Annotated in this window: 22 protein-coding genes; 12 read left to right on the top strand and 10 right to left on the bottom strand. The window is 65.6% G+C overall.

All coding sequences use genetic code 11. From position 1 onward, the window contains the following. Positions 1 to 2: 2 nt before the first annotated feature. Together dnaG and LWE61_RS12800 are read right to left on the bottom strand one after the other, a co-directional pair. Entirely contained in the window at positions 3 to 1,886 is a 1,884-nt protein-coding gene (gene dnaG, locus LWE61_RS12805; protein ID WP_234150542.1) for a DNA primase, read from the bottom strand. Between the two features lie 135 nt (positions 1,887 to 2,021). Beyond that, positions 2,022 to 2,474: a GatB/YqeY domain-containing protein gene (locus LWE61_RS12800; RefSeq protein ID WP_234150541.1), complete on the bottom strand. Its 453-nt coding sequence runs from the start codon at positions 2,472 to 2,474 to the stop codon at positions 2,022 to 2,024. Positions 2,475 to 2,650: 176 nt separating this feature from the next. Here LWE61_RS12800 and carA point away from each other — a divergent pair, with 176 nt between their 5' ends. The 7 genes from carA to LWE61_RS12765 all read left to right on the top strand — a co-directional run bounded on the left by carA (position 2,651) and on the right by LWE61_RS12765 (position 9,455). Beyond that, complete coding sequence (carA, locus tag LWE61_RS12795; RefSeq protein WP_234150539.1) at positions 2,651 to 3,811, top strand: glutamine-hydrolyzing carbamoyl-phosphate synthase small subunit; 1,161 nt, start codon at positions 2,651 to 2,653, stop codon at positions 3,809 to 3,811. After that, entirely contained in the window at positions 3,808 to 4,191 is a 384-nt protein-coding gene (locus LWE61_RS12790; protein WP_234150537.1) for a hypothetical protein, read from the top strand. Before carA ends, LWE61_RS12790 begins: the two co-directional genes overlap by 4 nt. 4 nt (positions 4,192 to 4,195) lie before the next feature. Further along, a complete protein-coding gene (locus tag LWE61_RS12785) occupies positions 4,196 to 4,564 on the top strand; it encodes a ribonuclease E inhibitor RraB (protein ID WP_234150534.1) in 369 nt (122 codons plus the stop codon). Next, positions 4,561 to 4,839 carry a hypothetical protein gene (locus LWE61_RS12780; protein WP_234150532.1) on the top strand — a complete coding sequence of 93 codons (279 nt, stop codon included), beginning with the start codon at positions 4,561 to 4,563 and terminating at the stop codon, positions 4,837 to 4,839. The genes LWE61_RS12785 and LWE61_RS12780 overlap by 4 nt, the downstream gene beginning before the upstream one ends. Next, positions 4,839 to 8,177, top strand: a complete 3,339-nt coding sequence (gene carB, locus LWE61_RS12775; RefSeq protein WP_234150530.1) for a carbamoyl-phosphate synthase large subunit — start codon at positions 4,839 to 4,841, stop codon at positions 8,175 to 8,177. The genes LWE61_RS12780 and carB overlap by 1 nt, the downstream gene beginning before the upstream one ends. A gap of 104 nt (positions 8,178 to 8,281) precedes the next feature. Next, positions 8,282 to 8,758: a transcription elongation factor GreA gene (greA, locus tag LWE61_RS12770; protein ID WP_234150523.1), complete on the top strand. Its 477-nt coding sequence runs from the start codon at positions 8,282 to 8,284 to the stop codon at positions 8,756 to 8,758. A 43-nt stretch (positions 8,759 to 8,801) separates the two neighbouring features. Beyond that, entirely contained in the window at positions 8,802 to 9,455 is a 654-nt protein-coding gene (locus tag LWE61_RS12765; protein ID WP_234150521.1) for a rhomboid family intramembrane serine protease, read from the top strand. Positions 9,456 to 9,733: 278 nt separating this feature from the next. Here LWE61_RS12765 and LWE61_RS12760 read toward each other — a convergent pair whose 3' ends face one another. From LWE61_RS12760 to LWE61_RS12745, 4 genes are all read right to left on the bottom strand, one after another. Next, positions 9,734 to 11,215, bottom strand: coding sequence for a Ppx/GppA family phosphatase (locus tag LWE61_RS12760; protein WP_234150819.1), 1,482 nt, complete (start codon positions 11,213 to 11,215; stop codon positions 9,734 to 9,736). A gap of 50 nt (positions 11,216 to 11,265) precedes the next feature. Next, positions 11,266 to 13,425 (bottom strand): RNA degradosome polyphosphate kinase, encoded by a 2,160-nt coding sequence (locus LWE61_RS12755; RefSeq protein WP_234150520.1) that lies wholly within the window; start codon positions 13,423 to 13,425, stop codon positions 11,266 to 11,268. An 85-nt stretch (positions 13,426 to 13,510) separates the two neighbouring features. Next, complete coding sequence (locus tag LWE61_RS12750; protein ID WP_234150518.1) at positions 13,511 to 14,134, bottom strand: P-loop NTPase family protein; 624 nt, start codon at positions 14,132 to 14,134, stop codon at positions 13,511 to 13,513. After that, on the bottom strand, positions 14,131 to 15,378 hold the full coding sequence (locus LWE61_RS12745; RefSeq protein ID WP_234150516.1) for a heavy-metal-associated domain-containing protein: 1,248 nt from the start codon (positions 15,376 to 15,378) through the stop codon (positions 14,131 to 14,133). The genes LWE61_RS12750 and LWE61_RS12745 overlap by 4 nt, the downstream gene beginning before the upstream one ends. A 58-nt stretch (positions 15,379 to 15,436) precedes the next feature. On the opposite strand from LWE61_RS12745, the gene purM reads away from it, so the two are divergent. Both purM and purN read left to right on the top strand, forming a co-directional pair. Then, positions 15,437 to 16,543, top strand: coding sequence for a phosphoribosylformylglycinamidine cyclo-ligase (gene purM, locus LWE61_RS12740; RefSeq protein WP_234150515.1), 1,107 nt, complete (start codon positions 15,437 to 15,439; stop codon positions 16,541 to 16,543). Continuing rightward, positions 16,536 to 17,558, top strand: coding sequence for a phosphoribosylglycinamide formyltransferase (gene purN / locus LWE61_RS12735; RefSeq protein ID WP_234150513.1), 1,023 nt, complete (start codon positions 16,536 to 16,538; stop codon positions 17,556 to 17,558). Before purM ends, purN begins: the two co-directional genes overlap by 8 nt. Before the next feature lie 278 nt (positions 17,559 to 17,836). Here purN and LWE61_RS12730 read toward each other — a convergent pair whose 3' ends face one another. From LWE61_RS12730 to LWE61_RS12720, 3 genes are all read right to left on the bottom strand, one after another. Next, on the bottom strand, positions 17,837 to 18,031 hold the full coding sequence (locus tag LWE61_RS12730; RefSeq protein WP_234150511.1) for a hypothetical protein: 195 nt from the start codon (positions 18,029 to 18,031) through the stop codon (positions 17,837 to 17,839). Positions 18,032 to 18,125: 94 nt separating this feature from the next. Continuing rightward, positions 18,126 to 18,548, bottom strand: a complete 423-nt coding sequence (gene ndk, locus LWE61_RS12725) for a nucleoside-diphosphate kinase (RefSeq protein ID WP_234150510.1) — start codon at positions 18,546 to 18,548, stop codon at positions 18,126 to 18,128. A 282-nt stretch (positions 18,549 to 18,830) separates the two neighbouring features. Further along, positions 18,831 to 19,298, bottom strand: a complete 468-nt coding sequence (locus LWE61_RS12720; RefSeq protein ID WP_234150509.1) for an Hsp20 family protein — start codon at positions 19,296 to 19,298, stop codon at positions 18,831 to 18,833. 544 nt (positions 19,299 to 19,842) lie between these two features. On the opposite strand from LWE61_RS12720, the gene LWE61_RS12715 reads away from it, so the two are divergent. Then, the gene (locus LWE61_RS12715) at positions 19,843 to 21,093 is read left to right on the top strand and encodes a lipoprotein-releasing ABC transporter permease subunit (protein WP_234150507.1); all 1,251 of its coding nucleotides are present in this window, start codon (positions 19,843 to 19,845) and stop codon (positions 21,091 to 21,093) included. Further along, a complete protein-coding gene (locus LWE61_RS12710; protein ID WP_234150506.1) occupies positions 21,086 to 21,760 on the top strand; it encodes an ABC transporter ATP-binding protein in 675 nt (224 codons plus the stop codon). Before LWE61_RS12715 ends, LWE61_RS12710 begins: the two co-directional genes overlap by 8 nt. Positions 21,761 to 21,955: 195 nt before the next feature. Here the strand turns inward: LWE61_RS12710 and LWE61_RS12705 are convergent, their stop codons facing one another. Then, entirely contained in the window at positions 21,956 to 23,116 is a 1,161-nt protein-coding gene (locus LWE61_RS12705; protein ID WP_234150504.1) for a Yip1 family protein, read from the bottom strand. A 170-nt stretch (positions 23,117 to 23,286) separates the two neighbouring features. On the opposite strand from LWE61_RS12705, the gene dnaE reads away from it, so the two are divergent. Further along, positions 23,287 to 26,787 carry a DNA polymerase III subunit alpha gene (gene dnaE, locus LWE61_RS12700; protein WP_234150502.1) on the top strand — a complete coding sequence of 1,167 codons (3,501 nt, stop codon included), beginning with the start codon at positions 23,287 to 23,289 and terminating at the stop codon, positions 26,785 to 26,787. Positions 26,788 to 26,799 lie beyond the last annotated feature (12 nt).

The raw sequence follows: 26,799 nt of genomic DNA, 5'->3' as shown, positions 1-26,799 counted from the left end.
CCTTACGCCGCCGCCAGACCCTGTTCCGCATCCGCTCTTAAAAGCGATAAGCGCTCGCGATATTGCGCGAGTTCCCTCAGCAGACCGTGGTGTTCGTCCAGTTTACGCCCATATGACGCGTCATCCAGTCCGGGCGCATAGGGTTCAGTGGCCAAGCCTGCAAGCCTTGCCGCCAAATCCTGTTCAACCACCAAGGTCTGAATAACCTCTTTCAGATCGCCTTCCGCTGTCTCGCGGTCACCCGATTTGAAAAAGAAAGAGAAAGCCAGATCGTTCTGGAGATCCCTGCGTTCCAAATTTTGGATGTCAGATGATGCCAATATGGCCTCGATCAGGTCTTCTTCAAGCGCGGGCCGTTCATAAGAGGCCGAAACCAGTATGTCGCGCCAGCGGGCGAGATGCGCGGTCGGCAGGCTGAGCGTTTGGAGCTGTTCCCGGTGGCCGTAGAGAAGGGACGGCCAGCGCGACACGCCGAGCAGGACAGCGCGGAAGGTTTTCCGTTCGATCCGGCTCCGCATGTCAATGCGCGAATCGCCTGCCTCCACGCGGGTGTCGTTGATCGCGCGGCGCACGCCGTTGACCTCCGACTTGCGCCAGCCCCAGCCGAAGCTCTCGAAGAACTTGTCCTGAAGCTGTTTCGAATATTCCTGTTTGACGAGGGTGTCGCCGATTGCGCCAACCCGTTCGTTGAGCCGGGCTTTCAGGCCCGCGCGGCGTTCCGGCGTGTCCGTCTCGCCCTGCGCCACCTCATAGGTCCACAGGCGGTCGGCCAGCGGCTGTGCGCTGTCGAGGATGATCTGGAAGGCGGCGCTGCCCTTCAGGCGCAGCAGATCGTCCGGATCCACGCCCACCGGCAGGGAGGCGATGGACAGGCTGTGCCCCGGCTTCAGCATGGGAAGCGCGCGCAGCATGGCGCGGTCCGCGGCCTTCTGCCCGGCGCTGTCGCCGTCGAAGCACAGTGTCGGCGTCTCCACCATCGACCAGAGCTTCTCGATCTGGTTCTCCGTCAGCGCGGTGCCGAGCGGGGCGACGACATCGGTAAAGCCCGCCTGCGACAGGGCGATGGCGTCCATATAGCCCTCGACCACGATCATGCGGTCGGACTTGCGCGCGGCGGGTGCGGCCTTGTCCAGATTGTAGAGCGTGCGGCCCTTGTCGAAGAGGGGCGTGTCCGGCGAGTTGAGATATTTCGGCTCGCCCGCGCCCAATATGCGGCCGCCAAAGGCGATCACCCGGCCGCGCGCGTCGCGGATGGGGATCATCAGCCGCCCGCGGAACCGGTCGTAGCTCTCCCGCTTGCGCTTCGCGTCGCCGCCGTCCGGCTGCGCTTCGGGCTGGATGAGCATCCCCGCCTCGACCAGCAGGCTCTCGTCGAATTCCTTGAGCGCGGCCTTCAGCTTGCCGCGCGAATCGGGGGCGTAGCCGAAGCCGAAATCCTTCACCGTCGCGGCGGTCATGCCGCGCTTGTCGAGATAGGCGCGCGCCTCCGCACCCTCCAGCCCGTTCAACTGCTCGACGAACCAGGCCTGTGCCGCCGCCATCACGTCGTGCAGCGTCTTCGCTGCCTCGGCACGGCGGGCGGCATGAGGGTCGGGAGCGGGCAGGGCGAGGCCCGCGCCCTCGGCCAGTTCCTTCACCGCATCCAGGAAGGTCAGGCCGCGCTGCTCCGTCATCCAGCGGATGGCGTCGCCATGCTCGCCGCAGCCGAAGCAGTGGTAGAAGCCCTTCTCGTCGTTGATCGTGAAGCTGGGCGTCTTCTCATTATGGAAGGGGCAGCACGCCTTATATTCCCGCCCCGCCTTCTGCACCTTGATGCTCTTGCCGATGAGCGTCGACAGCGTCGTGCGCGCGCGGACCTCGTCAAGAAACTGGGGTGAGAGCGACATGCCTATAAGTATACCAGACTATTGGGTTCACCGCGATGGGTCAAACGCGGTGAACCACAGGAAAAATCATATCGGGTGCCCGTGACAGGCCGCCGGGACAGGCAACCGTGACCGGCCCCGGTGTCAGCGGAGGCGTCAGGCCAGCGCGGCCTTCACCAGACCGCTGGCCTTGCCCATGTCGATCACGCTGCCGTGCCGTTCCTTGAGCACCGCCATGACGCGGCCCATGTCCTTGACCGAGGATGCGCCGACTTCCGCCTTGATCCCCTCGATCGCGGCGCGGGTCTCGTCTTCCGACAATTGCTGCGGCAGGAAGCCCTCGATCACGACGATCTCCGCCTGTTCCTTCGCGGCCAATTCGGTGCGGCCCGCGTCGGTGAACATGGTGATCGATTCGCGGCGCTGCTTGACCATTTTTTGCAGCACCTCGACCACGGTGGTGTCGTCGTCCGGCTGGGTCGTGGCGACGCGCAATTCGATGTCGCGGTCCTTCAGCTTGGCGAGGATCAGGCGCACGGCGGCCAGTGTTTCCTTGTCCCCGGCCTTCATCGAACTGATCTGGGCGGCCTTTATTGCGTCGCGAATCATGGCGGCGGCTATGTCCTTGTGAAGCTGAACCGGAAAGGCGGAGGCATAGCGCATCCCGCGAGCGTTTAATAGATTGACCCGCATGGCCGACGGGCCTAGTTCACCGGCCGTTTAGCCTGTGCCACGGCGCGGCTTCCCAAAACCGATTTAAAAGCAAAAGCAGAAGGATTCTTGCCATGGCTCACGCCACCTACCCCGCCGTGCCCAAGGGAGCGACGGGTGTATTGGTTCTGGCTGACGGCCATGTGGTGTTCGGCCGTGGATTCGGCGCCGTGGGCGAAGCGGTGGGCGAACTGTGCTTCCACACCGCCATGACCGGCTATCAGGAGATCATGACCGACCCCAGCTTTGCGGGCCAGATCATTAATTTCACCTTTCCGCACATCGGCAATGTCGGCACCAACCTGGACGATGTGGAGGCGGACAATCCCTTCGCCCTCGGCTGCATCGTGCGGCAGGACGTGACCGCGCCCAGCAATTTCCGCAACGTGCAGCCGTTCGACGAATGGCTGACCGCGCATGGCCGCATCGGCCTGTCGGGCGTGGACACCCGCGCGCTGACCCGCCTGATCCGCGAGAAGGGCGCGCCCAATGCGGTGCTGGCCCATGACCCGGACGGCGCGTTTGACCTCGCCGCGCTGCATGCGAAGGCGCAGGGCTGGCCGGGGCTGGAGGGCATGGACCTGGCCATCGAGGTGACGGGTGCGGAGCGGCCCTGGGCCGACGGGTCGTGGACGCGGGGCGAGGGCTATCACCTCAACGCCAGCGCCGCCGACGCGCCGCATGTGGTCGCGCTCGATTTCGGGGCGAAGCATAATATCTTCCGCAATCTGGTGAAGGCGGGCGCGCGCGTGACCGTGTTGCCCGCGACCGCGACGGTCGAGCAGGTTCGGGCGCTGAACCCGGCGGGCGTGTTCCTGTCCAACGGTCCGGGCGATCCGGCGGCGACCGGCGTCTATGCCGTGCCGGTCATCAAGGCGTTGCTGGCCGACGACGTGCCGCTGTTCGGCATCTGCCTGGGCCATCAGATGCTGGCGCTGGCGGCGGGCGCCAAGACCAGCAAGATGCATCAGGGCCATCGCGGTGCGAACCATCCGGTCAAGCGGCTGGACGATGGCGTGGTCGAGATCACGTCGATGAACCACGGCTTTGCGGTCGACAAGGACACGCTGCCCGCCAATGTGGTGGAGACGCATGTGAGCCTGTTCGACGGTTCCAACTGCGGCATCGCCTTTACGGACAAGCGCGCGTTCGGCGTGCAATATCATCCGGAAGCCTCGCCGGGGCCGCAGGACAGCTTTTATCTGTTCACGAAATTTGTGGAAGGACTGGCATGAGCCTGAACGATCTGGAGAGCCATGTCCTGGCCTATTATCTGGCCGGCCCGGCGGAGGAGCTGAACATCGCGGGCCGCTTCTTCCCGCGCAACGCCATCATCGATTCGGTCGAGGACAAGATGAAGATCGCGACCCGCAAGTTCGGCCGCAAGGTCGGCGCGGCGGCGCGCCCGGGTGCGGAGCAGTTTGTCGGCACGCTGATCGCGGACGGCGGATTCTCCACCAAGGAGGACAAGTTCGGCGGGGTGATGCACCAGTTCCAGACCGACCGTTACCGCGAGATTCTGGCCGGCCTGAAGGCCGCCGATCCCGTCGTGGCGAAAGCGCCGACGATCGACGATCCCTATTGGGAAGCGACCTTCGCGGGTCTGGTGGCCTGATCGCATGAGCACCAAACTGCCCAAGGTCGATCCGGCGCGGCTGGAAGAGGAGTGGGAGGCCGACAGGTCGGTGCTCGCCAGCCTGGCCGAAAATGGCGACCGGGCGGACATCCCGCGCCTGATCGACGTCAGCTTTCGCGGCACGGACGAGCAGTTCGACCGCGTGCTGGAGATCGCGATCCTGTTCGGCTTCGTCGAACTGGACCGGGAAGTCGGCGAGGACGGCGAACTCTACCTGTTCCTGGAGTGCGAGCAGGCGGTGGACGAGGAATCGATCCGAAGCCTGGCGCGCAAATGCGTGCAGATCGAGATGATGACCGGCGTGGAATATGACGGCTGGGGGTGTGAGGCGGAGACGGGGGCAACGCATTGAAACATGCGCTGCCCGGATTGCTTTTGCTGGCGTCAACAGCATGTCACGTGGAGGAAGCAGTTACTCAGGGCAAGCTGGACCGAATTGCCGATAAATGCGGTCTGGATCGCTCCGGTCTGAAACTGACGGGCAAGCGTGGCTTGCAGTTTCAGCCTGATCCTTCGACGAAATTCGACGTGGTAGATTGTACATTGACCGAATTAAAGCGTGCCAAATTCCCCGATATGAAAATGGGGTTTGTAGGTAACGAACGATACGAGGCTGAGACTAAGTAATGCCCAAAAGAACCGACATCTCGTCCATCCTCGTCATCGGCGCAGGCCCCATCATCATCGGGCAGGCGTGCGAGTTCGACTATTCGGGTACGCAGGCGATCAAGGCGCTCAAGGAAGAGGGCTATCGCATCGTGCTGGTCAACTCCAATCCGGCGACAATCATGACCGATCCCGAACTGGCCGACGCCACCTATATCGAGCCGATTACGCCTGAAATCGTGGCGAAGATCATCGAGAAGGAGCGGCCCGATGCGGTGCTGCCGACGATGGGCGGGCAGACCGCGCTCAACACCGCGCTGGCGCTGTTCAACGACGGCACGCTGGCGAAATATGGCGTGCAGATGATCGGCGCGGATGCCGAGGCGATCGACAAGGCCGAGGACCGCATCAAGTTCCGCGACGCGATGGACAAGATCGGGCTGGAGAGCGCGCGCAGCCGCATCGCCCATACGCTGGAAGAGGCGCTGGCCGGCCTGGAGTTCACCGGCCTGCCCGCGATCATCCGTCCCAGCTTCACCATGGGCGGCACCGGCGGCGGCATCGCCTATAACAAGGACGAGTTCGTCAAGATCGTCACCGGCGGCCTCGACGCATCCCCGACCACCGAGGTGCTGATCGAGGAATCGCTGATCGGGTGGAAGGAATATGAGATGGAGGTGGTCCGCGACCGTGCGGATAACTGCATCATCATCTGTTCCATCGAGAATGTCGATCCGATGGGCGTCCACACGGGCGATTCCATCACCGTCGCGCCCGCGCTGACGCTGACCGACAAGGAATATCAGATCATGCGCAACGCCAGCATCGCGGTGCTGCGCGAGATCGGCGTGGAGACGGGCGGGTCGAACGTGCAGTTCGCGGTCAACCCGAAGGACGGCCGCCTGATCGTGATCGAGATGAACCCGCGCGTGTCGCGGTCGTCGGCGCTGGCGTCCAAGGCGACAGGCTTTCCCATCGCCAAGGTCGCGGCGAAGCTGGCGGTCGGATACACGCTGGACGAGATCACCAACGACATCACGGGCGTCACCCCGGCGAGCTTCGAGCCGACCATCGACTATGTGGTCACGAAGATCCCCCGCTTCGCCTTCGAGAAGTTCAAGGGCGCGGAGCCGCTGCTGGGCACCGCGATGAAGAGCGTGGGCGAGGTGATGGCCATCGGCCGCAACATCCACGAATCCATGCAGAAGGCCCTGCGCGGGCTGGAGACGGGGCTGTCCGGCTTCAACACGGTCGATCATCTGGTCGGCGCGGCCAAGGACGACATCATCGCCGCGCTGGCCCAGCCGACGCCGGACCGCCTGCTGGTGGCCGCGCAGGCGCTGCGCGAGGGGCTGAGCGTGGCGGAGATCAACGCTATCGCCAAGTTCGATCCCTGGTTCCTGGAGCGGCTGGAGGAGATTGTCGACGCGGAAAAGGAGGTTCTCTCCAACGGCCTGCCGCAGGATGCGGACGGTATGCGCCGCCTGAAGTCGATGGGCTTTTCCGACAAGCGGCTGGCGTGGCTGGCGCTCCAGTCCGCGCACCTCAAGCCCGGCATGGAAAGCGCGATCCGGCGTGGGTCGGGCCTGATCCGCGACGCGGTGGTCGCCATGACCGGCGGCGTGACCGAGGACGAGGTGCGCGCGCTGCGCCACCGTCTGGGCGTGCGGCCGGTGTTCAAGCGGATCGACACCTGCGCGGCGGAGTTCGAGGCGAAGACGCCCTATATGTACTCCACCTACGAAGCGCCGATATTTGGTGAGCCGGAGGATGAGAGCGCGCCCAGCGACCGCCGCAAGGTCGTCATCCTGGGTGGCGGTCCCAACCGCATCGGACAGGGTATCGAGTTCGATTATTGCTGCTGTCACGCCTGCTTCTCTCTGAACGACGCGGGCTATGAGACGATCATGGTCAACTGCAACCCGGAGACGGTGAGCACCGACTATGACACGTCCGACCGCCTGTATTTTGAGCCGCTGACGGCGGAGGACGTGCTGGAAATCCTGCATGTCGAGAAGTCGAAGGGCGAGCTGGTCGGCGTGATCGTGCAGTTCGGCGGGCAGACCCCGCTGAAGCTGGCCAGCGCGCTGGAGGCGGCGGGCATCCCGATTTTGGGCACGTCGCCCGACGCCATCGACCTGGCGGAGGACCGCGAGCGGTTCGCCGCGCTGATCCAGAAGCTGGGCCTGCTCCAGCCCGCCAACGGCATCGCGCGCAGCCGGGAGGAGGCGATCGCGGTCGCCACCCGCATCGGCTATCCGGTGCTGACCCGTCCGTCCTACGTGCTGGGCGGCCGCGCGATGGAGATCGTCGACAGCGAGGCGCAACTGGACCAGTATATCCAGACGGCGGTGCAGGTGTCGGGGGATAGCCCGGTGCTGATCGACCAGTATCTGCGCGATGCGGTCGAGGTGGACGTGGACGCGCTGTGCGATGGCGACGATGTGGTCGTCGCGGGCGTGCTGCAACATATCGAGGAGGCGGGCGTCCATTCGGGCGACAGCGCCTGCTCCCTGCCTCCCTACAGCCTTTCCGACGCGATCATCGCGGAGATCGAGCGGCAGACAGACGTGCTGGCCCGCGCCCTGTCGGTGCGCGGCCTGATGAACATCCAGTTCGCGGTGAAGGACGAGAAGGTCTATCTGATCGAAGTCAACCCGCGCGCCAGCCGCACGGTGCCCTTCGTCGCCAAGGCCATCGGCACGCCCATCGCCAAGATCGCCGCGCGCGTGATGGCGGGCGAGAAGCTGCGCAACCTGCCCAAAATCGACCGCAACGCGATCAGCCATGTCGCGGTGAAGGAGGCTGTGTTCCCCTTCAACCGCTTCCCCGGCGTCGATCCGGTGCTGTCGCCCGAAATGAAATCGACCGGCGAGGTGATGGGGATCGACGATGATTTCCCGACCGCCTTCGCCAAGTCGCAGTTGGGCGCGGGCGTGAAGTTGCCCCTGTCGGGCGCGGTGTTCGTATCGGTGAAGGACAGCGACAAGCCGATCATCCTGCCCGCCGTCCGCAAGATGGCGACCATGGGCTTCCGCATCGTGGCGACCGGCGGCACCGCCCGTTACCTGATCGGGGAAGGAATCGACGTGGAAACCGCCAACAAGGTGGCGCAGGGCCGACCCCATATCGTGGACAAGATCACCGATGGCGACATCGCCCTGATCTTCAACACGACGGAAGGCTGGCAGTCGCTCAAGGACAGCGAGCAGATCCGCATGAGCGCCCTGCGCTTCAAGGTGCCGAGCTTCACCACGGCGGCCGCCAGCGTGGCCGTTGCGGACGCGATCGAGTCAATGCGTGCACGTCCCCTTGAAGTACGGGCCTTGCAATCCTATTATTCTGTCCCGCAAGTCTGATCTTCCGACAGCTTCACGAGACTTCAGAAGGCGGGCCACCCGGCGAGGCGGGTGCGCGGTTCGGCCGCGGCAGGGCTTTCGCCGGTATCAGGTTAGGGGAATGAATGGCGACCATGGATAAAATGCCGATGTTGGCCATTGGCCACGAGATGCTGACCAATCAGCTGCGGGCATTGAAGGCCGAGCGGCCACTGATCGTCGACGCCATTGAGGAAGCGCGCGCCCATGGCGACCTTTCCGAAAACGCCGAATATCATGCGGCCAAGGAACGGCAGGGACAGGTCGAGGCGACCATCGCCGACCTGGAGGACAAGCTGTCGCGTGCGCAGGTCATCGACCCGTCGACCCTGTCGGGCGACAAGGTGGTGTTCGGCGCGACGCTGACCCTGATCGACGAGGACGACAAGCCGGTCAAATATCAGCTCGTCGGACAGGCCGAGGCGGACGCGAAGCGCGGCATGATCAGCTATAACAGCCCGTTGGGCCGTGCGCTGATCGGCCGCAATGTCGGCGACGAGGTGGAAGTGACCGTGCCGTCGGGCGACAAATTCTACCTGATCGACAAGATCGAGTTCATCTGATCCGCCGCCGGTTCCGGCGATACGCGAAAGGGGGCGTTTCCCTGTGACTCTGCCCTCCGGTCGCACGACCAACATCATCGCGGTCGCGACGCTGCTCGTCTTTCTCCTGACGGAGCTGGGCGGGTTTCTGGACGTGGCGGCGATCGTCGGCGGGTTCATCCCGGCGCGGGTCGGCGGCGTGCTGGCGCCGCAGGGGCTGCCCTTTACGTGGTTGCCACTGGCGATCACGCCGCTGAGCGCCGCGTTGCTGCACAATGGCTGGATGCACATCGGCTTCAACATGCTGATGCTGCTGTTCTGCGGACGGCAGGTGGAGACGGTGCTGGGCCGCTGGCCGCTCGTCACCCTCTATGTCGTGGGTGCCTATGCGGCGGCGGCGGCGCAATGGGCGGCCGATCCGATGGGCACCGTGCCCATGGTGGGCGCGAGCGGCGCCATCTCCGCCCTGATGGGCACCTATGCCCTGTTGTACAGCCGTCAGAATGTCCGCCCGCTGGGTCCGATCCCGGCCAGCGTGGTGCGGGTGCTGTGGCTGGCGGCGGGATGGATCGCGTTGCAGGCGCTGCTGGGCTTTGCGATGAGCGGGGCGGGCGGCATACAGATTGCCGTGGCGGCGCATGTCGGCGGCTTTATCGCGGGGCTGCTGCTGACCCGGCCGCTGCTGAAATGGCGGTTTCGGACGATGGCGGCCCATTAAGGCGGACGATGGGGTGCCGGGTCGGCACGTCCATATGATCTTTGCGCCGGATATTGTGCGGCTGTTTAGCACCGGGATGCGATGGGCGTCGCTGGCATCAGATTGCCCTCTTTGGTCATTGCGAGCGTAGCGCGGCAAATCCATAGGACGATGCCAATGGATTGCCGCGCCACGCTCGCCATCACCACGCTATCGGGATGACACTGTTGGAACGAGGCATCTGGAACGAGGCATCCGGCTTTGACCGGGACCGCGCGCCAGCCCCCCTCCAGCACCCCTTACGCCAGCCGCTCGATCCGATAGTCGCGACCCATGCCCTGCGCCAGTTGACGCAGGCGGCGTTCGGCCGCCTCGCCCAGCAGGTCCGCGTCGGTTGCGGGGACGCGCAGGAGGATAGTGGCCCTGTCCAGAGCGACCGACACGCTGTTGAGCGCGGAGGCAACCCCGCCCGACAGGCGCTGCGCCATACGGATCGCCAGCCCCCATTGGGCGGCGCGGGCCAGTTGTTCGGTCGTCGCCAGCTTTTGCAGTTCGGCGGTGGCCGCATCGCCGCCGCCCAGGCTGGTGTAGAGCGCCTGCGCCAGCATCGCCCGTTCCGGCGCGGTGATTCCCACCCAATTGCCGTGGAGCGCCGTCTCCAGCCCGCGTTCGGCGCGAAAATCCGGGTTGGCGCGCCAGCCGACATCGGCGAGCAGGCAGGCGGCATGGCGGATGCGGCGCAGCGGAGCGGGATCGTCGGCAAAGAGCGGCGCGGTCCAGCGTTCGATCAGGTCGCCATGACCGAGGAAGCGCCCCTGCGCGTCGCCCTCCGCCCGTGTCGCCACGAGGAGAGGGTCTTGCGCGGACACGTCCTGCGGCAGATCCTGATAGAGCAATCCTTCGCGCAGGCCGTAGGAGGAAACGACCAGCTTGCTCGACCCCAGCCGCGTGATGACTTCGCCCAGCAGCGCGGCGGCGTCGGGCAGGGTCGGGATGCGGCCGCCGGACATGTAGGGCAGCGCCTTGATCGCGGCCTTGTCCATGGTGGTGAGGGTGCGGGACAGCGTGGGGATGCGCGCGGGGGTCAGCTCATAATTGTGGAAGATCGGCAGCGGATAAGCGCGCAGATGCATGTCGAGCCGCGCCAGCGACCGCCAGCTGCCGCCGACCATGTAGAAGGGGAGGCCGGCATCCTCCTCCTGCCATCCCGCCGCAGTCAGCATGGCGGAGAGGGTGCGGGCCAGCGTGCCCTTGCCGCGCGCCCGCACTTCCCGCACGCGCAGCACGCCAAGGGGGATGGAGACGGATTGCAGCACCTGTCCGCCCCGGATGCGCACCAGTTCAAGGCTGCCCCCGCCCAGATCGCCCATGATGCCGTCGGCGTCGGGCATACCGGACACCAGACCGGCGGCGGAGGTATGCCCCTCCTCCTCCCCCGACAGGATGCGGACGGGCAGGCCGATTTCCTGCACGCGGGCGACGAATTCCGGCCCATTGCTGGCCTCCCGCACGGCGGCGGTGGCGACGCAGCGAATGTCCGTCACCTCCATGTCCCGGCACAGGCGCTGGAAACGGATGAGGGCGCGCAGGCCGCGCTCCATCGCCGCCTGGCCGATGCGGCCCGTGGTGCCGATGTCCGCGCCCAGCCCCGCGAGTATCTTCTCATTGAACAGGGTGAAGGGGATGCGGCGCGGCCCGTCATAGACGACGAGGCGCACGCTGTTGGAGCCGATGTCGATGATGGCGATGCGGTGGAACGGGTCCAGCACCTGATCGCGCATGTCCGGGTGCGACGGTTCGCGGGTGATACGGTCGAGAAGGCTCATGCGGGTCAGTCCGCCCGTGTGCGGCGGCGCAGGGTGAGCGTCGGCACGGCCTCGCTGTTGCGCAGCGCGGCACCGCGACCCGACAGGGACGGGTTGGTCATGAAATAGGTGTGCAGGTTGAAAGGCTTTCCGTCGAGGGGAACCCGGTTGTAGCTGCCGTCCGGCTCCAGTTCCCAGCTTTGTTCATTGTCGAGGAGATTGGCGACCAGCACCTGATCGAGGATCTGGTCATGGACGGTGGGGTTTTCGATGGGCAGCATATATTCCACCCGCCGGTCGAAATTGCGCGGCATCCAGTCGGCGGAGCTGATGAACACCTTGGCCTTGTCATTGGGCAGGGCGCGGCCATTGCCAAAGGCGACGATACGGCTGTGTTCCAGGAAACGGCCGATCACGGAGCGGACCCGGATATTTTCCGACAGGCCCGGCACGCCGGGGCGCAGGCAGCAGATGCCGCGCACGATCAGGTCGATCTCCACGCCCGCTGCGCTGGCGGCATAGAGTTTCTCGATGATCGCCGGATCGACGAGGCTGTTCATCTTGGCCCAGATGCTGGCGGGCTTGCCCGCGCGGGCAAAGCCGATCTCCGCGTCGATATGGTCGGTCAGCCGGTCGCGCAGGGTCAGCGGCGACATGCTGAGAAGCTGCATGTTCGTCGGTTCGACATAGCCGGTGATATAGTTGAAGATGGCGGCGGCATCCTGCCCCGCGCGCGGATCGGCGGTGAAGAAGCTGAGGTCGGTGTAGATGCGCGCCGTGACCGGATGGTAATTGCCGGTGCCGAAGTGGCAATAGGTGCGGAACTGGTCTGCCTCCCGCCGGATGACCATCGAAATCTTGGCGTGGGTCTTCCATTCGATGAAGCCATAGACGACCTGCACGCCCGCCCGCTCCAGCGCGCTGGCCCACAGCAGGTTCTGTTCCTCATCGAAGCGGGCCTTCAGCTCGACGACGGCGGTGACGGACTTCCCCGCCTCCGCCGCGTCGATCAGAGCGCGGATGACGGCGGACTGCTTGCCCGCACGATAGAGGGTCTGCTTGATCGCCACCACGTCCGGGTCGGCCGCCGCCTGATTGAGGAAGGCGACGACGACGTCGAAACTTTCATAGGGGTGGTGGACGACGATGTCCTTGGCCTTGATCGCGGCGAAGCAATCGCCGCCGAATTCGCGGATGCGCTCCGGGAAGCGGGGGGAGAAGGCGACGAATTTGAGGTCGGGCCGGTCCTCGTCCACCAGCAGGGCAAGGTCGCTGACGCCGATGAAGCCGCCGATCTCCACCGCCGTCGCATCGTCGCCCTGAAGCATGGTCTGAAGCAGATCCTCCACCGCCGCCGTCACGCCCTTGTCGATCTCCAGCCGGATGACCCGGCCCCGGCGGCGGCGCTTGATGGCGGTGCGGTAATAGCGGACGAGATCCTCCGCCTCTTCCTCAAGCTCGATGTCGCTGTCGCGCAGGATGCGGAACAGGACGCTGTCGTTGATGCGGAAGCCGGGGAACAGCAGATTGGAGAAGTGCCGGATCATCGTTTCCAGCGCGATATGGCAGCCCGCGTCGCACCCGGATTCGGAGGGCAGGCGGATGAAGCGGGGCAGGGTGTGGGGCAGGATCACCAGTTCCTGCACCTGTTCCCCGTCCGACAGGCGGGTGAGGTCGAAGAAGAGGCACAGGCCGCGGTTGGGGATGAAGGGAAAGGGATGCGCGGGGTCCAGCGCCTGCGGCGTCAGGACCGGGAATATCTGGCTCTGGAAATGGGTGCGGAGCCATTTCTCGGACTCGGCGCCGATCGCTTCCTCGGTCAGGACGGTGACGCCGGCCGCGATCATCTCGTCCCGCAGGACGTGCCAGACGCGCTGCTGCTCCGTCATCAGCTTGTCCGCCTCGCTGCCGATGGCGGCAAGTTGTTGTAAGGTGGTCAACCCGTCGGCGGAGCGCAGGTCGACATCCTCCTTCAACTGGCCCTTGAGGCCCGCGACGCGGACCATGAAGAATTCATCGAGGTTGGCCCCGGAGATGGAGAGGAAGCGCAGCCGTTCCAGCAGGGGATGGGCGGGGTTGCTCGCCTCCTCCAGCACGCGCTCGTTGAATTTCAGCCAGCTTTGCTCCCGGTTGAAATAGCGGTCGCCCGCGACGCCATGGAGCAAGTTGGGATCGGCCTCTGCCACAATCGGTTCCTTCTACATAACGGGCGGCATAACGGGCGTTCGACGGCATGGGTCCATCGGCAACCCGGCGGGCGCGCTGTGGCTGTCAGTCCGGGGTGAGGAGAGGAACCCCCTCCAGCATCTGTCCCTCCAGCACCTGTTTTGCCCTTGGCAGCGAAATCTTGCGCGCAGAAGACAAGGAGTCGCCGGTGAGCGCGGTGACCGCGGCCTCCACCGACTGATAGCATCGCGGCAGGCGCGGGGCCAGATAGCGGGGCACGTCGGGGGCGAAGGCGGTGCCCGATTCGGACAGGCCCTGCGCGATCATCGCCTCGACCATCGCCTCGTCCGGCGCGGCGATACGCGCGACACCGGCGGCGGACAGGCGCGAGCGCAGGTCGGGCAGGGCGATGGCCCAGCGCGGCGGCGCGTCGGCGGCGACAAGGATGAGGCGACGCCCCACCTCCCGCGCGCCGTTCCAGCGGTGGAAGAGGGTGGCCTCGTCCTGCCGGTCGGCGTCGTCGATCACGTCCGCCAGCCCCTGTGCGGCGATGCCGGCGGCGATGATGGAGCGGCCCGAACGCGGCGGACCGACCAGCAGGGTGCAATGGGACGGCCACAAATCCGGGCGGGAGAGCAACTCCACCGCGTCGCGATTGCCGTCCCCCACGATGATCGCGCTATGCTGGCCGCTGCTTCTCCAGTCGATGGGAAGCGGGAGCTGGGTCACTCCAGTTCTCCGGCCGGGGCGGCGGTGCGGCGGACGATACGCAGCGTGGTGCCCGACCCCTGCACGGTATAGCCCCGCGCTGCGAGGGCGATGCGCAGTTCCTCGATGGACTGGCCGAACGCCACCTGCATCACGGACGTGCCGCCCAGCGCCAGGCTGGTGGTGGTGGCGGAGCGGACGCCGGGGATGGAGCGCAAGATCGTCTCACCCTGGCCGACCGATCCGACATTGGGCGTGTCATACTGGATGAGATAGGTCGTCGTCGTCCCGCCGGTCGCCGGGCCGGTGTCGGCGGGCACATATTCGGTGATGCCGGCAGCCTGTGCGGCGTCGTCGACGGCCTCGTTGCTGATCGGTTCCTCGATGACGAGGGAGGGATCGGGGCGCAGCACGCCGCTGATGAGGGCCTGGGTATAGAGTTCGTCCATGCGCTTGACGGCCTGCGCCATCATCGCGGGAATGTCAGCGGGCTTTTCGACGCGCAGGGTGAAACCGCCGATGTAGCGATTGTCCGGCCCGTAACGGGCGGCGAATCGGCCGACGACGGGGCCGTTGGGCGACAGCCGCTCGATCCGGGCGAGCGGCATGATGACATCGGCCGCGCCATAAAGGTCGAGGAGCGTCCGCCACCAGTTGCGCCCGCGCCGCGTGACCTGCCCGGCGTTGAGCAGCATCGGGTCCGCGCCCGCGCCCGACGTGCGGACATAGTCGATGGCGCTGTCCGCCGTGCGAAACAGCGCCCATGCCCGTTGCCATTCGGTGGGATATTCGAACATCGCGCTCGTCCCCCCTTCGGTCAGGACCGGCAGGACGAGGAGCGGCGGGGAATGCATCGACTGGCCCGACACGCCCAGCGCCTGCCCCGCGCGGGCGCGGTCGAACAGGACGGTCAGGCGCGCGATATAGCGGTTGGGGCCGATCTGCTCCTTCTGCACCTCGATAGCGGAGACCATGGAATCGAGCGCCGAATCGGGGAGCGAGCCGCCCGCGCCGCCATTGGTCGTCTGCGTCAGCTTGCGCCAGGCCAGCCGTTGCGCCAGTTTCCAGCCGGTCACGCGGGCGCTGTCGGCGGTGCCGCCATAGACATCGACGTCGATGTCCCGCACCTCGAAATCCGCGCTGCTGGCGATGGGCGCGATGCCGCGTTCGCCCTCTATCTGGGCGATCAGGATCGCGCCAGCGGCGGCGAGGAGCAGCGATGCGACGATCGGAACGGGCCGGATGGCGGGCAGGGTGCGTATCACGGCGTCCTTTTGGCGGCATTGGGCTGGAAAACCAAGCCCGATTTGGTAAGGGCGGTCCATGGATTCCAAAGACAGCAAGCCTACGGGCTACACCTATGCGCAGGCGGGCGTGGACATCGCCGCCGGCAACGCCCTCGTCCGCGCCATCGCGCCGCTCGCCAAGGCGACGCGCAGGCCCGGTGCAAACGCCGATCTCGGCGGGTTTGGCGGCTTTTTCGACCTGAAGGCGGCGGGCTTTACCGACCCGCTGCTGGTCGCGGCCAATGACGGGGTGGGCACCAAGCTCAAGCTCGCCATCGACACGAATCGGCATGACACGGTCGGCATCGACCTGGTTGCCATGTGCGCGAACGACCTGATCGTGCAGGGTGCGGAGCCGCTTTTCTTCCTCGACTATTTCGCGACCGGCAAGCTGGACAATGGCGTGGCGGAGACGGTGATCGCGGGCATCGCGGAAGGGTGCAAGCAGGCGGGTTGTGCGCTGATCGGCGGCGAGACGGCGGAGATGCCGGGCATGTATGCGGCGGGCGACTATGACCTGGCCGGTTTCTGCGTCGGCGCGGTGGAGCGCGACCAGGTGCTGACCGCCGACAAGGTGGCGGAGGGTGACGTCATCCTCGGCCTTGCCTCGTCGGGTGTCCATTCCAACGGCTATTCGCTGGTGCGGCGTCTGGCGGCGGATCGGGGCTGGAAACTGGAGCGGCCCGCCCTGTTCGATCAGGAGGTGCTCCTGATCGACGCGCTGCTGGCGCCGACGCGCATCTATGTGAAGTCGCTGCTGCCGGAAGTGCGCGCGGGCCGGGTGCATGGCATGGCGCATATCACGGGCGGCGGCCTGCTGGAGAATATTCCGCGCATCCTGCCCGACGGCCTGCACGCCATCGTCGACGCCGACCTGTGGCAGCAGCCGCGCCTGATGGCGTTCCTCCAGGCGCAGGGCAATATCGAGCCGGGCGAGATGGCCAAGACGTTCAACTGCGGCATCGGCATGGCCGTGGTCGTGGCGGAAGCGGATGTCGCGGCCTTCACGGCGGCGGTGACGGACGCGGGTGAGATGGTCCACCGGATCGGCCGGATCGTCGCGGGCACCAAGGGGTGCACGGTGCGCGGGTCCGGCGAGACATGGGGCGGCAAGGGCGACTGGGAAGCCGTCTATCATGGCTGACACAGGGATTTCGAGCCGGACGGTCTTGTCCGGCGGCTCGGAAATCCCGGTGAGGGGAAAGGCGCGCGTCGCCGTGCTGGTCTCCGGCGGCGGGACCAATATGGCGGCGCTGCTCTACGCCAGCCGGGCGGAGGACTGCCCCTATGAGATCGTGCTGGTGGGATCCAACAACCCCGACGCGGGCGGCCTGACACTGGCGGCGGCGGAAGGCGTTGCGACCTATGCGCTGCCACATAAGGGCATGACGCGGGTCGATCATGACGCAGCAATGCATGCCGCGATCGTCGCGGCCGGGGCGGATTATGTGGCGCTGGCCGGTTATATGCGGATCCTGACGCCGGAGTTCGTGGGCAAGTGGGAAGGGCGGATGCTGAACATCCATCCGTCGCTGCTGCCGCTGTACAAGGGGCTGCACACGCATCAACGCGCCATCGACGCGGGGGACAGCCATGCCGGGTGCAGCGTCCACCTCGTCACCGCAGACCTTGATGACGGGCCGGTGCTGGGCCAGACGCGCGTGGCGGTGTTGCCGGGCGATGACGAGCATAGCCTGTCGTCGCGGGTGTTGATCGCGGAGCATCAACTCTACAGCCGGGTGTTGGCGGCGTATGTCTCACGCGAGAGCGATCCGGCGTGGATTGAGGCGCGGATCGGCGAACTGGCGCTGGCCTTGCCGGAGACGAGCGCGCGCGCGGCCCATGGATCGCCGGGCTGGCGCGTGGGCGGCGAGAAGTCCGGCAAATTCTTCGCGATATTGTTCAATCGCCATCATGGTGCGGACGCCATCGGCCTGCTGGTCAAGACGAGCGGCGAGGATGAGATGGCGGCGCTGATCGACGCGGAGCCGGACGCCTATTTCCGCCCGGCCTATTATGGCCCGTCGGGCTGGATCGGGTTGCGGCTCAACCGGCAGGGCGTCGATTGGGATCATGTCCGGCAATGGCTGGAACGGAGCTGGCGCAGCGCCGCGCCGAAGAAACTGAGACGGCTGCTGGACGTCGCGGACAGTTTTTGATTTGGGCGGTATGGCGTTAGATTAACCCACCCCTTCAGCGCGAGCGCAGCGAAGTAATCCATAGGGCTGTGCTGATGGATTGCTTCGCTGCGCTAGCAATGACGATCCAAGGGAAAGCCATCATGTCCCACGATGGTCGATTTGGGGGCCGGTTTGGGCTAAACGCTATGTTCGACTGAGCGGTCGAGGATCTCTTCTTCCTTTGTGGCAGGGAAGGAGGGCGGTCCTTCGACAGGCTCAGGACGAACAGGGCAGCTTATAACGGCCAACCGCGACGGTCAGTCCGCGACGGTACCGACCACGGCTCCGCCTACACCACCGATCGCCGCGCCCTTTTCGACGCTGCCGCCGGTTACGGCCGCGACACCGGCGCCAGCCACGCCGCCGATAGCGGCACCTTTGAGGGTGGAGCAGCCCGATATGGTCAGGGCGGCGGGGGCCAGCAGCATGGCGGCCAGAATAGCGCGTTTCATCTCAAGGTCTCCGTAAGGGAAGCGTCCTTGGATAAAACATGGATCAACCGGGAGTTCCCGCGCGGCGCTCTATCCACCGCGCGGGAAACAAAACTTAACCGACGATTTCTTCGGGCTTGAAGAAATAGGCGATTTCGATGGCGGCGTTCTCGTCGCTGTCCGAACCATGGACGGTGTTCGCCTCGATGGATTCGGCGAACAGCTTGCGGATCGTGCCCTCGGCGGCGTTTTCGGGGTTGGTCGCGCCCATGATGTCGCGGTTGCGCTGCATGGCGTTCTCGCCTTCCAGAACCTGCACGACGACGGGGCCGGAGGTCATGAAGGACACCAGTTCACCGAAGAAGGGACGCTCGCTGTGGACGGCGTAGAAGCCCTCGGCCTGCTCCTTGGTCAGGTGGAGGCGCTTGGACGCGACGACGCGCAGGCCGGCTTCCTCCAGCACCTTGGTCACGGCGCCGGTCAGGTTGCGGCGGGTCGCGTCGGGCTTGATGATCGAGAAAGTGCGTGTCGCAGCCATGCGATAAACTCCAGAAGTGTAAGGATGAGGAAAGTTGCGCGGCCTCTAGCGTCAGAGGGCGTGGGGATCAAGTGGGGCAAGGACTGGCGGCGGGTGTCGGCCGTCGTGATTCGGGATTCGTCGCCCGATCGTCCGGTCCGGTGGCGGAACGGCAACGGCAACGGCGTCCGGCTGTCGCGGATGGTGGGGCGGGACGCCTGATTTTGGCTGTGACTTGCCGTTCCTTATAACAAAGGGCGCCGGATCGCTCCGGCGCCCTCCTGTCATCGGGGGGTGTTGCAATCAGGCGGCGTTCTTGTCCGCATCCTCGATGCCGATCACCGCGCCCTTGCCATTGATCGCGATCTTGCGCGGTTTCATGGCGTCGGGAATCTCGCGGACGAGATCGACGGACAGCAGGCCGTCGGCAAGACGGGCATCCTCCACCCGCACGAAGTCGGCCAGTTCAAAACGCCGCTCGAAATTGCGATTCGCGATGCCGAGGTGCAGGAAATTGGCGCGGTCCTGATCCCCCTCCGCCTTGCGGCCGGAGATGAGGAGCAGGTTCTGCTGGGCGGTGATGTCGACTTCCTCCGCCTTGAACCCCGCGACGGCGAGGGTGACGCGATAGCGATCCTCGCTCAGCCGCTCGATGTTGAAGGGAGGGTAATTGTCGGCCTGCTGGAGCCGCGCGCCATTTTCGATCAGGTCGAAAAGCCGGTCGAAGCCGACGGTGCTGCGGCGATAGGGAGTAAGGTCGAATTCACGCATATCAAATCCTCCATCAGAGCAAGTTGACGTCATGCCGGACCCAAATGGCGCCCGGCGCATTATCCGGTCCCATGCGGCGACCGGATGCGAGAAAGATGGGTGAGGGCGAGGCACTTTCAAGCCTGCGTGCGATGAAGAACGAGCGGGTGTCGCCACGCCTGTCGGCTGGCGAAAGTCGCGGGAGGCGGAATTGGGAGGCCCGAAAACAACTAGGGCGTCCGGACCTGTTGATCCGGACGCCCGTTGTGACGCTGAGCGTCTCCCCCTTTAGGTGGGGCACCCGCGCGCTCCTTAGCCCCCTTAAAGCTTGGAACGGGATGCACCCTCCCTGAACCACGGCCCTGCTATGATCGCCTGTGCTTCGTGAGATTTTGAGTATGCGACGCGACGGCTTCTGTCACGATCCTTTCACAATGGGACATGATTTTGCGCCGCACGCTGTGCCAAATTTGCAACGGCTTTGCGGCGCTTGCCTCCCGCCGCGCGGCACCATAGACCATCGCCACCCTGTCCGGCCTCTTTCAACAAGGCATTTTCCCGTCCCATGATCCTGTCACGTTATGAAAAAATGGTCGCGCGGCGATATTTGCTGCCCGGCCGGGGGGAGGGGTTCATCTTCCTCGTCGCGGCGATCAGCCTGGTCGCGGTCATGCTGGGCGTCGCCGCGCTGATCGTGGTGATGAGCGTGATGAACGGCTTTCGCGCGGAACTGTTCGACAAGATCGTAGGGCTGAACGGCCATGCGGTGGTGCAGGGCTATGACGGTCGCCTGCCGGGATGGCAGGATGTGGTCCGGCAGGCGAAGGCCACGCCCGGCGTCACATCCGCCACGCCGCTGATCGAGCAGCCGCTGCTGGCCATCCATGGCGGGCGGGTGGAGGCGGCGCTGGTGCGCGGCATGACGGTGGCGGACATTCGCGCCAATCCCTCGCTGAAGGGCAAGGTGATCGCGGGCAACCTCAACTATGTCGAGACGGGCAGCGGGCGGGTGGCCATCGGGTCGCGGCTGGCCGAGAATCTGGGCGTGACGGTGGGTGACACGATCAGCATCCTGAACCCGGCGGGACGCTCCACCCCGTTCGGCACGGTGCCGCGCCAGTTGCCCTATGAGATTGGCGCGATCTTCGAGATCGGCGTCTATGATTATGACAAGGCGTTCGTGGTGCTGCCCATGGCGGACGCACAGAGCCTGCTGCTGCTGGGCGATCAGGTTGGCATGGTGGAGGTGAAGACGGTGGACCCGGACAGGGTCGCCGCCATCCTCGCCCCGCTGGCCGACAAATTGCGCAACAAGGCGGTGGTGGTCGACTGGCGGCAGATGAACGCCAGCCTGTTCGAGGCGTTGCAGGTGGATCGGGTGGTGTCCTTCGTCATCCTGTCGCTCATCATCCTGGTCGCGGTGTTCAACATATTGTCGTCGCTCATCATGCTGGTGCGGGCCAAGACCCGCGACATCGCCATCATGCGGACGATGGGCGCGGCGCGGGCCAGCCTGCTGCGCATCTTCCTGACGGTCGGCCTGTCGATCGGCACGGCGGGGACGGCGGCGGGGCTGGGGCTGGGCCTCGTCATCCTGTATTTCCGCCAGCAGATGCTGAACGGCATCCAGTTCCTTACCGGACAGAATATCTGGGATCCGTCGGTGCGGTTCCTGACCGAATTGCCGTCCAAGCCGGATGCCGTGGAAATCGCGGTGATTTGCGGGATGGCGGTGCTGTTCAGCTTCCTCGCCACCCTCTACCCGGCCTTCAAGGCGGCCAATACCGATCCTGTCGAGGTGCTGCGCTATGAGTGATGAAATCCTCTCGACACAGGGGCTGACGCGCAGTTTCCAGCAGGGCGATGCCCGGATCGACGTGCTGCGCGGCGTGGACCTGTCCATTGCGCGCGGCGAGATCGTGGGGCTGCTGGGACCGTCGGGGACGGGCAAGTCCACGCTGCTCCAGGCGGTGGGCCTGCTGGAGGGCGGCTATGGCGGTTCGATCCGGCTGGGCGGGGAGGAGGCGACGACGCTGGGCAATGACGGGCGCACCCGGTTGCGCCGTGACGCCATCGGCTTCGTCTATCAGTTCCACCACCTGCTGCCCGATTTCTCCGCGATGGAAAATGTCGTGCTGCCGCAGCTCATCCATGGCGCGAGCGAGGATGTGGCGCGGGCGCGGGCCAGCGAGTTGCTGGGCAAGCTGGGGCTGTCGGCGCGGCTGAACCATCGGCCCAGCCAGTTGTCTGGCGGCGAGCAGCAGCGGGTGGCGGTGGCGCGGGCGCTGGCGAACCGGCCCGCCATCGTGCTGGCCGACGAGCCGACCGGCAATCTGGACGAGCGGACCGCCGACATTGTGTTCGGCGAGTTTCTGGCGCTGGTCCGGGGTGAGGGGTCGGCGGCGCTGATCGCGACCCATAATGAGCGGCTGGCCGGGCGGATGGACCGCATGGTGCGCCTGCATGACGGCAAGCTGGCGTAGCGGCCCAGAGCCGTTTCCGATCCGATTGCATCGGACCGGCTGCTCTCAGTTTTTGGTTTGGCGCGTTTTCCGAGTCAGCCGGTGATTCCACCTACTTGGAAAACGCTCTAATGAGAGGCGCTTTCCGTTCATCCTGATGCCGCAGCGACAAGCTTGTCCTCCGGCAGGCTCAGGATGAGGCGGTAGGTGCGCGCCCTATTTCACCAGCGCGCTGAGCGACCCGGCGTCGATGGTGGCGACCGCGTCCTTCAGCGTGGCGATGTCGTCCACCTCGCCTTCCGCCTTCACCAGAAAGCGGTCGGCCAGCGTGGTGCCATATTCGCCGCGACCGGCGGTCTTGTTCCATTTCTCCGTGACGAGGCGGCCGTCCACCGTCGCCGTCTTCTCATAGCCGTCGGCGTCCTCCTTGTTGGAACTGACGCCCATCGCCGCGCCCATGGAGGCCAGCGCGCCCATGGCGGACATGTCCGTCACGCTGAGGGTGAAGCTCTTGCCGTCCTTCTCATAGCGGCCTTCGGCATTGCTGCCCGCCTGACCGAGCGCCTGGCTCTGCACCGAGGTGCGGCTGAACCCGGCGATGGAGGCGGGGAGCAGGGCCTGGAGCGCGGTGGCGCTGGCGGCCTTGCTGGCGCCGGTCGCGGCGGCCTGCGCCTTCTTTGCGGCGTCCTGCATTTTGGCGACGTCGATGGAGCCGACGCCGGGCACGGTGACATTGCCGGACACCTCGCCCGCATCGCTGCCCAGCGTTGCCGGGCCGGGGACGAGGGCGGTGGTGACGACCGCCGCGATCGCGCCCACGACCAATGTCACGACGATGGCGCAGATCACGGTGACGATGGTGAAGGTCAGCGCCTTGGCCGCCGGCACGTTCAGCAGGGGCACGACCCCGGTGTAGAGCAGGTAGAAGCTGTAGAGACCGGCAAGGCTGAGCCATCCCAGCGAGGGCACGATGGCGAAGATGCCGGCCAGCCATGACGCGGTCATGCTGTAGGCGACCAGCTTGAAGGCGGTCAGGCGCGTGGCGGCGCCATCGAATTTGGGCGCGAGAAATTCGACCAGCGCGGTCATGACGCCCAGCGAGATCAGCGCCACGACGAAGGCGACGAGCGCCGAGGAAATGCCCGCGACCAGAGTGGGCCGGTAATTGATGCCAAAGGCGCCATAGCCGAATATCTGTCCGCCGATCAGCCCCGCGACCGGCGCGATGGCGATCAGCGGCAGGGCATAGCCCGTGAAGATGGGACCGATGCCCTTTGGTTCGGCGGCGATTTTCGGCCATTCGTCTCTGGGGGCCAGCAAGATGCCCTTCGCTCGCGCGATCAGCGACTCGGATGCGGTGACGGTGTCGTTGGGCATGGTCCAGCTCCCCGGAAATTATATGCCCGATAGGATCATTTCATGGCGTCATAGGCAAGCGCCACGTTTGGCGTCGCACGGCGCGGCGGGAGGGCCATCTGTCCATATTGGCTGTGGGTAACTCGTTCAGCCGCCTTGGCGTATGGGGATCGGCACCCTATCATCGGGGCATGTCCCATGCCCAATTCGTACCGCTGCGCGTCTTTTCATCCTTCACCATGCTGGAAGGGGCGATGGAGCCGAAGGCCATTGCCAAGCGCGCGCGAAAACTGGGCTTTCCGGGCGTAGGCATGGCCGACCGCAACGGCCTGTATGGCGCCATGGCCTTTTCCGATGCGTGCAAGGGCGAGGGTGTGCAGCCGATCGTCGGCACGCTGCTGGGCGTGGCGCGGCCGGGGAACATCGGCGGGGGCACGGACGCCATCGACTGGCTGGTGCTGTTCGCGCAGGACATGCGCGGATATGAAAATCTGTGCGACCTGGTGTCCGCCGCGCATCTGGAGCGGCCCGACACGCTGGCCCCCCATGTGACGCTGGAGCGGATGGGTGCCCATACCGACGGCCTGATCTGCCTGACCGCCGCGGGCGAGGGCGCGCTGGTGCGGTTGCTGGCGGAGGGGCAGGCGTCGGCGGCGAACCTGTATCTCGACCGGTTGCAGGCGATGTTTGGGGATCGGCTCTATATCGAGGTGGCCCGGCGCGGCGAGGATGCGGAGGAACTGGCGGAGGGCGCGCTGCTCGACCTCGCCTATGCCCGCGACCTGCCCATCGTGGGCACAAACCCCGCCTGTTTCGCGGAACCGGATTTCCATGCGGCGCATGACGTCATGCTGTGCATCGCCTCCTCCAGCTATGTCGACAGCGCCGACCGGCAGCACAGCAGCCCGCAAAGCTGGCTGAAACCGGCGGACGAGATGCGCCGCCTGTTCGCGGACCTGCCGGAGGCGCTGGCGAACACGCTGGTCGTCGCGCAACGCTGCGCCGTGGCGGCGCCCAAGCGGTCGCCCATCCTGCCCAGTCTGGCGGGCGACATAGAGGGCGAGAAGCAGGCGCTGCGCGATCAGGCCGAGGACGGGCTGGCCCTGCGGCTGGCGACGGCGGGGATCACCGACCCGGAGGAACGGCGGACCTATGCCGAGCGGCTGGATTTCGAGATCGGCATCATCAACCAGATGGGCTTTCCCGGCTACTTCCTGATCGTGGCCGACTTCATCAAATGGGCGAAAAGTCACGATATTCCGGTGGGGCCGGGCCGTGGTTCGGGCGCGGGGTCGCTGGTCGCCTGGTCGCTGACCATCACCGACCTCGACCCGCTCAAGCTGGGCCTGCTGTTCGAACGCTTCCTGAACCCGGAACGTGTGTCGATGCCCGACTTCGACATCGACTTCTGCGAAACCCGGCGCGGCGAGGTGATCCGCTATGTGCAGGAGAAATATGGCCGCGACCATGTGGCGCAGATCATCACCTTCGGTAAGCTGAAAGCGCGGGCCGTGCTCAAGGACACCGGGCGCGTGCTCCAGATGAGCTATGGGCAGGTCGACCGGCTGGCCAAGATGGTGCCGAACCACCCGACCGATCCCTGGACGCTGGAACGCACGATGAACGGCGTCAGCGAGTTCGTGGCGGAATATGAGGCCGACGGGCAGGTCAAGCGGCTGGTCGACTATGCGATGAAGCTGGAGGGCCTGCCCCGCCACAGTTCCACCCATGCGGCGGGCGTGGTGATCGGCGACCGGCCGCTGTCGCAACTGGTGCCCTTGTACCGCGACCCGCGCTCCGACATGCCCGTCACCCAGTTCGACATGAAATATGTCGAGGGGGCGGGTCTGGTGAAGTTCGACTTTCTCGGCCTCAAGACGCTGTCGGTGCTGCAACGGGCGGTGCAACTGCTGGCGAAGCGGGGGGTCAGCGTCGATCTGGACGGCATGCACTGGGAGGATGAGAAGACCTATGCCCTGATGCAGCGCGGCGACACGGTGGGCGTGTTCCAGCTGGAATCGGAGGGTATGCGCAAGACCCTGGCGGCGGTGAAGCCGACCAATTTCGGCGACATCATCGCGCTCGTCTCGCTCTATCGCCCCGGCCCGATGGACAATATCCCCATGTTCGGGCGGCGCAAGAACGGGCAGGAGGAGATCGTCTATCCGCACGACCTGCTCGAACCGATCCTGAACGAGACGTACGGCATCTTCGTTTATCAGGAACAGGTGATGCAGGCCGCCCAGATATTGGCGGGCTACAGCCTCGGCGACGCCGACCTTCTGCGCCGCGCGATGGGCAAGAAGAATCAGGCGGAGATGGACGCGCAGCGCGAGCGGTTCGGCAAGGGGTGTCTGGAGCGCAGCAACATCCCCAAGGTCAAGGCGAACGAACTGTTCGACCTGATCGACAAGTTTGCGGGTTATGGCTTCAACAAGAGCCATGCGGCCGCCTATGCGCTGCTGTCCTACCAGACGGCGTGGCTGAAGGCGCATCATCCGGCGGAATTCTATGCCGCGTCCATGGCGTTCGATATTCACCTGACGGAAAAGCTGACCGTCTTCGTCGATGACATGCGGCGCATGGGCATCACCATCCTGCCGCCGGACATCAACGCGAGCGAGGCGGATTTCTCCGTCGAGCCAGACCCCGGCGGCGCGGTCTATCCCTTTGCCGTCCGTTATGGGCTGGGCGGGCTGAAGGGCGTGGGCGAAAGCGCGATGGACCTTCTGGTGGGTGAGCGGCGCGCCAAGGGATTGTTCAAGGATCTGGACGATTTCGCCAACCGGGTGGAGCCGCGGATGCTCAACCGGCGGCAGATCGAGAGTCTGGCGGCGGCGGGCGGGTTCGACTCGCTGGGCGTGAGCCGGGCGGGCGCGCATGCGGCGGCGGAGGCGATACTGGCGGTCGCGTCCAAGGCATCGGACGCGCGGGAAACCGGGCAGGGCGGCCTGTTCGGCGGCGAGGATATTGCCCATGCCGATGTGCAGGTGCCCGATGTCAGTTGGACCAAGTCGGAGTCGATGCAGTTCGAACAGGAAGCCTTTGGCTTCTATTTCGCCAATCACCCGGTCGACCGGTTCAAGGAGATCGCCCGGTCCAAGGGTGCGCGCACCTTTGGCGAGATTTGCGCGGCACCGATGGTGGGAGAAAAGCCGACCGCCATCATGGCGGCGCTGGTCGAATCGATCCGCTGGCGGGACAAGCGGCGAGGGGGACGATACGCGCTGGTCCTCTTCTCCGACCCCAGCGGCCAGTTCCAGGCGAGCTGTTTCGAAGATGACGGCTGCAAGATACTGGAAAGCCTGAGCAATGCGGAGGATAGCAGCGGGCGATGCGCACTGCTGACCGTGGAGCTGGACCGGCAGGGCGGCGAGGACATGCCGCGCGTGACGGTGCGCGGGGTGCAGGGGTTCGATAGCATCGCCTCGACCAGCCGGATGCGGCTGGTCATCCATGTCAGCGAGGCAGAGGCGGTGCAGCGAATCGGTGCGATGGTGCGGGATGCGCGCGGCGGCAAGGGCGAGATCGTCTTTGTCACCGCCGCGCCGGGCCAGCATGAGGCGCGCTTCATCGCCGGGCGGGATTTCCGCTTCGACCCCGAATTGGCGGAGGTGATCGAGCGGCTGGACGGCGTCGAATCCGCCCGGATGGAAACGAACGAAAGCCCCCGACTGTCACTGGTAGGATAAAGGCCGTGCAAT

The organism is Sphingobium sufflavum (genome assembly GCF_021403115.1).
Classification (GTDB): Bacteria; Pseudomonadota; Alphaproteobacteria; order Sphingomonadales; family Sphingomonadaceae; genus Sphingobium; species Sphingobium sufflavum.
The sequence above is the reverse complement of the archived record's forward strand: the minus strand, read 5'-3'. Positions and strand labels throughout refer to the sequence as shown.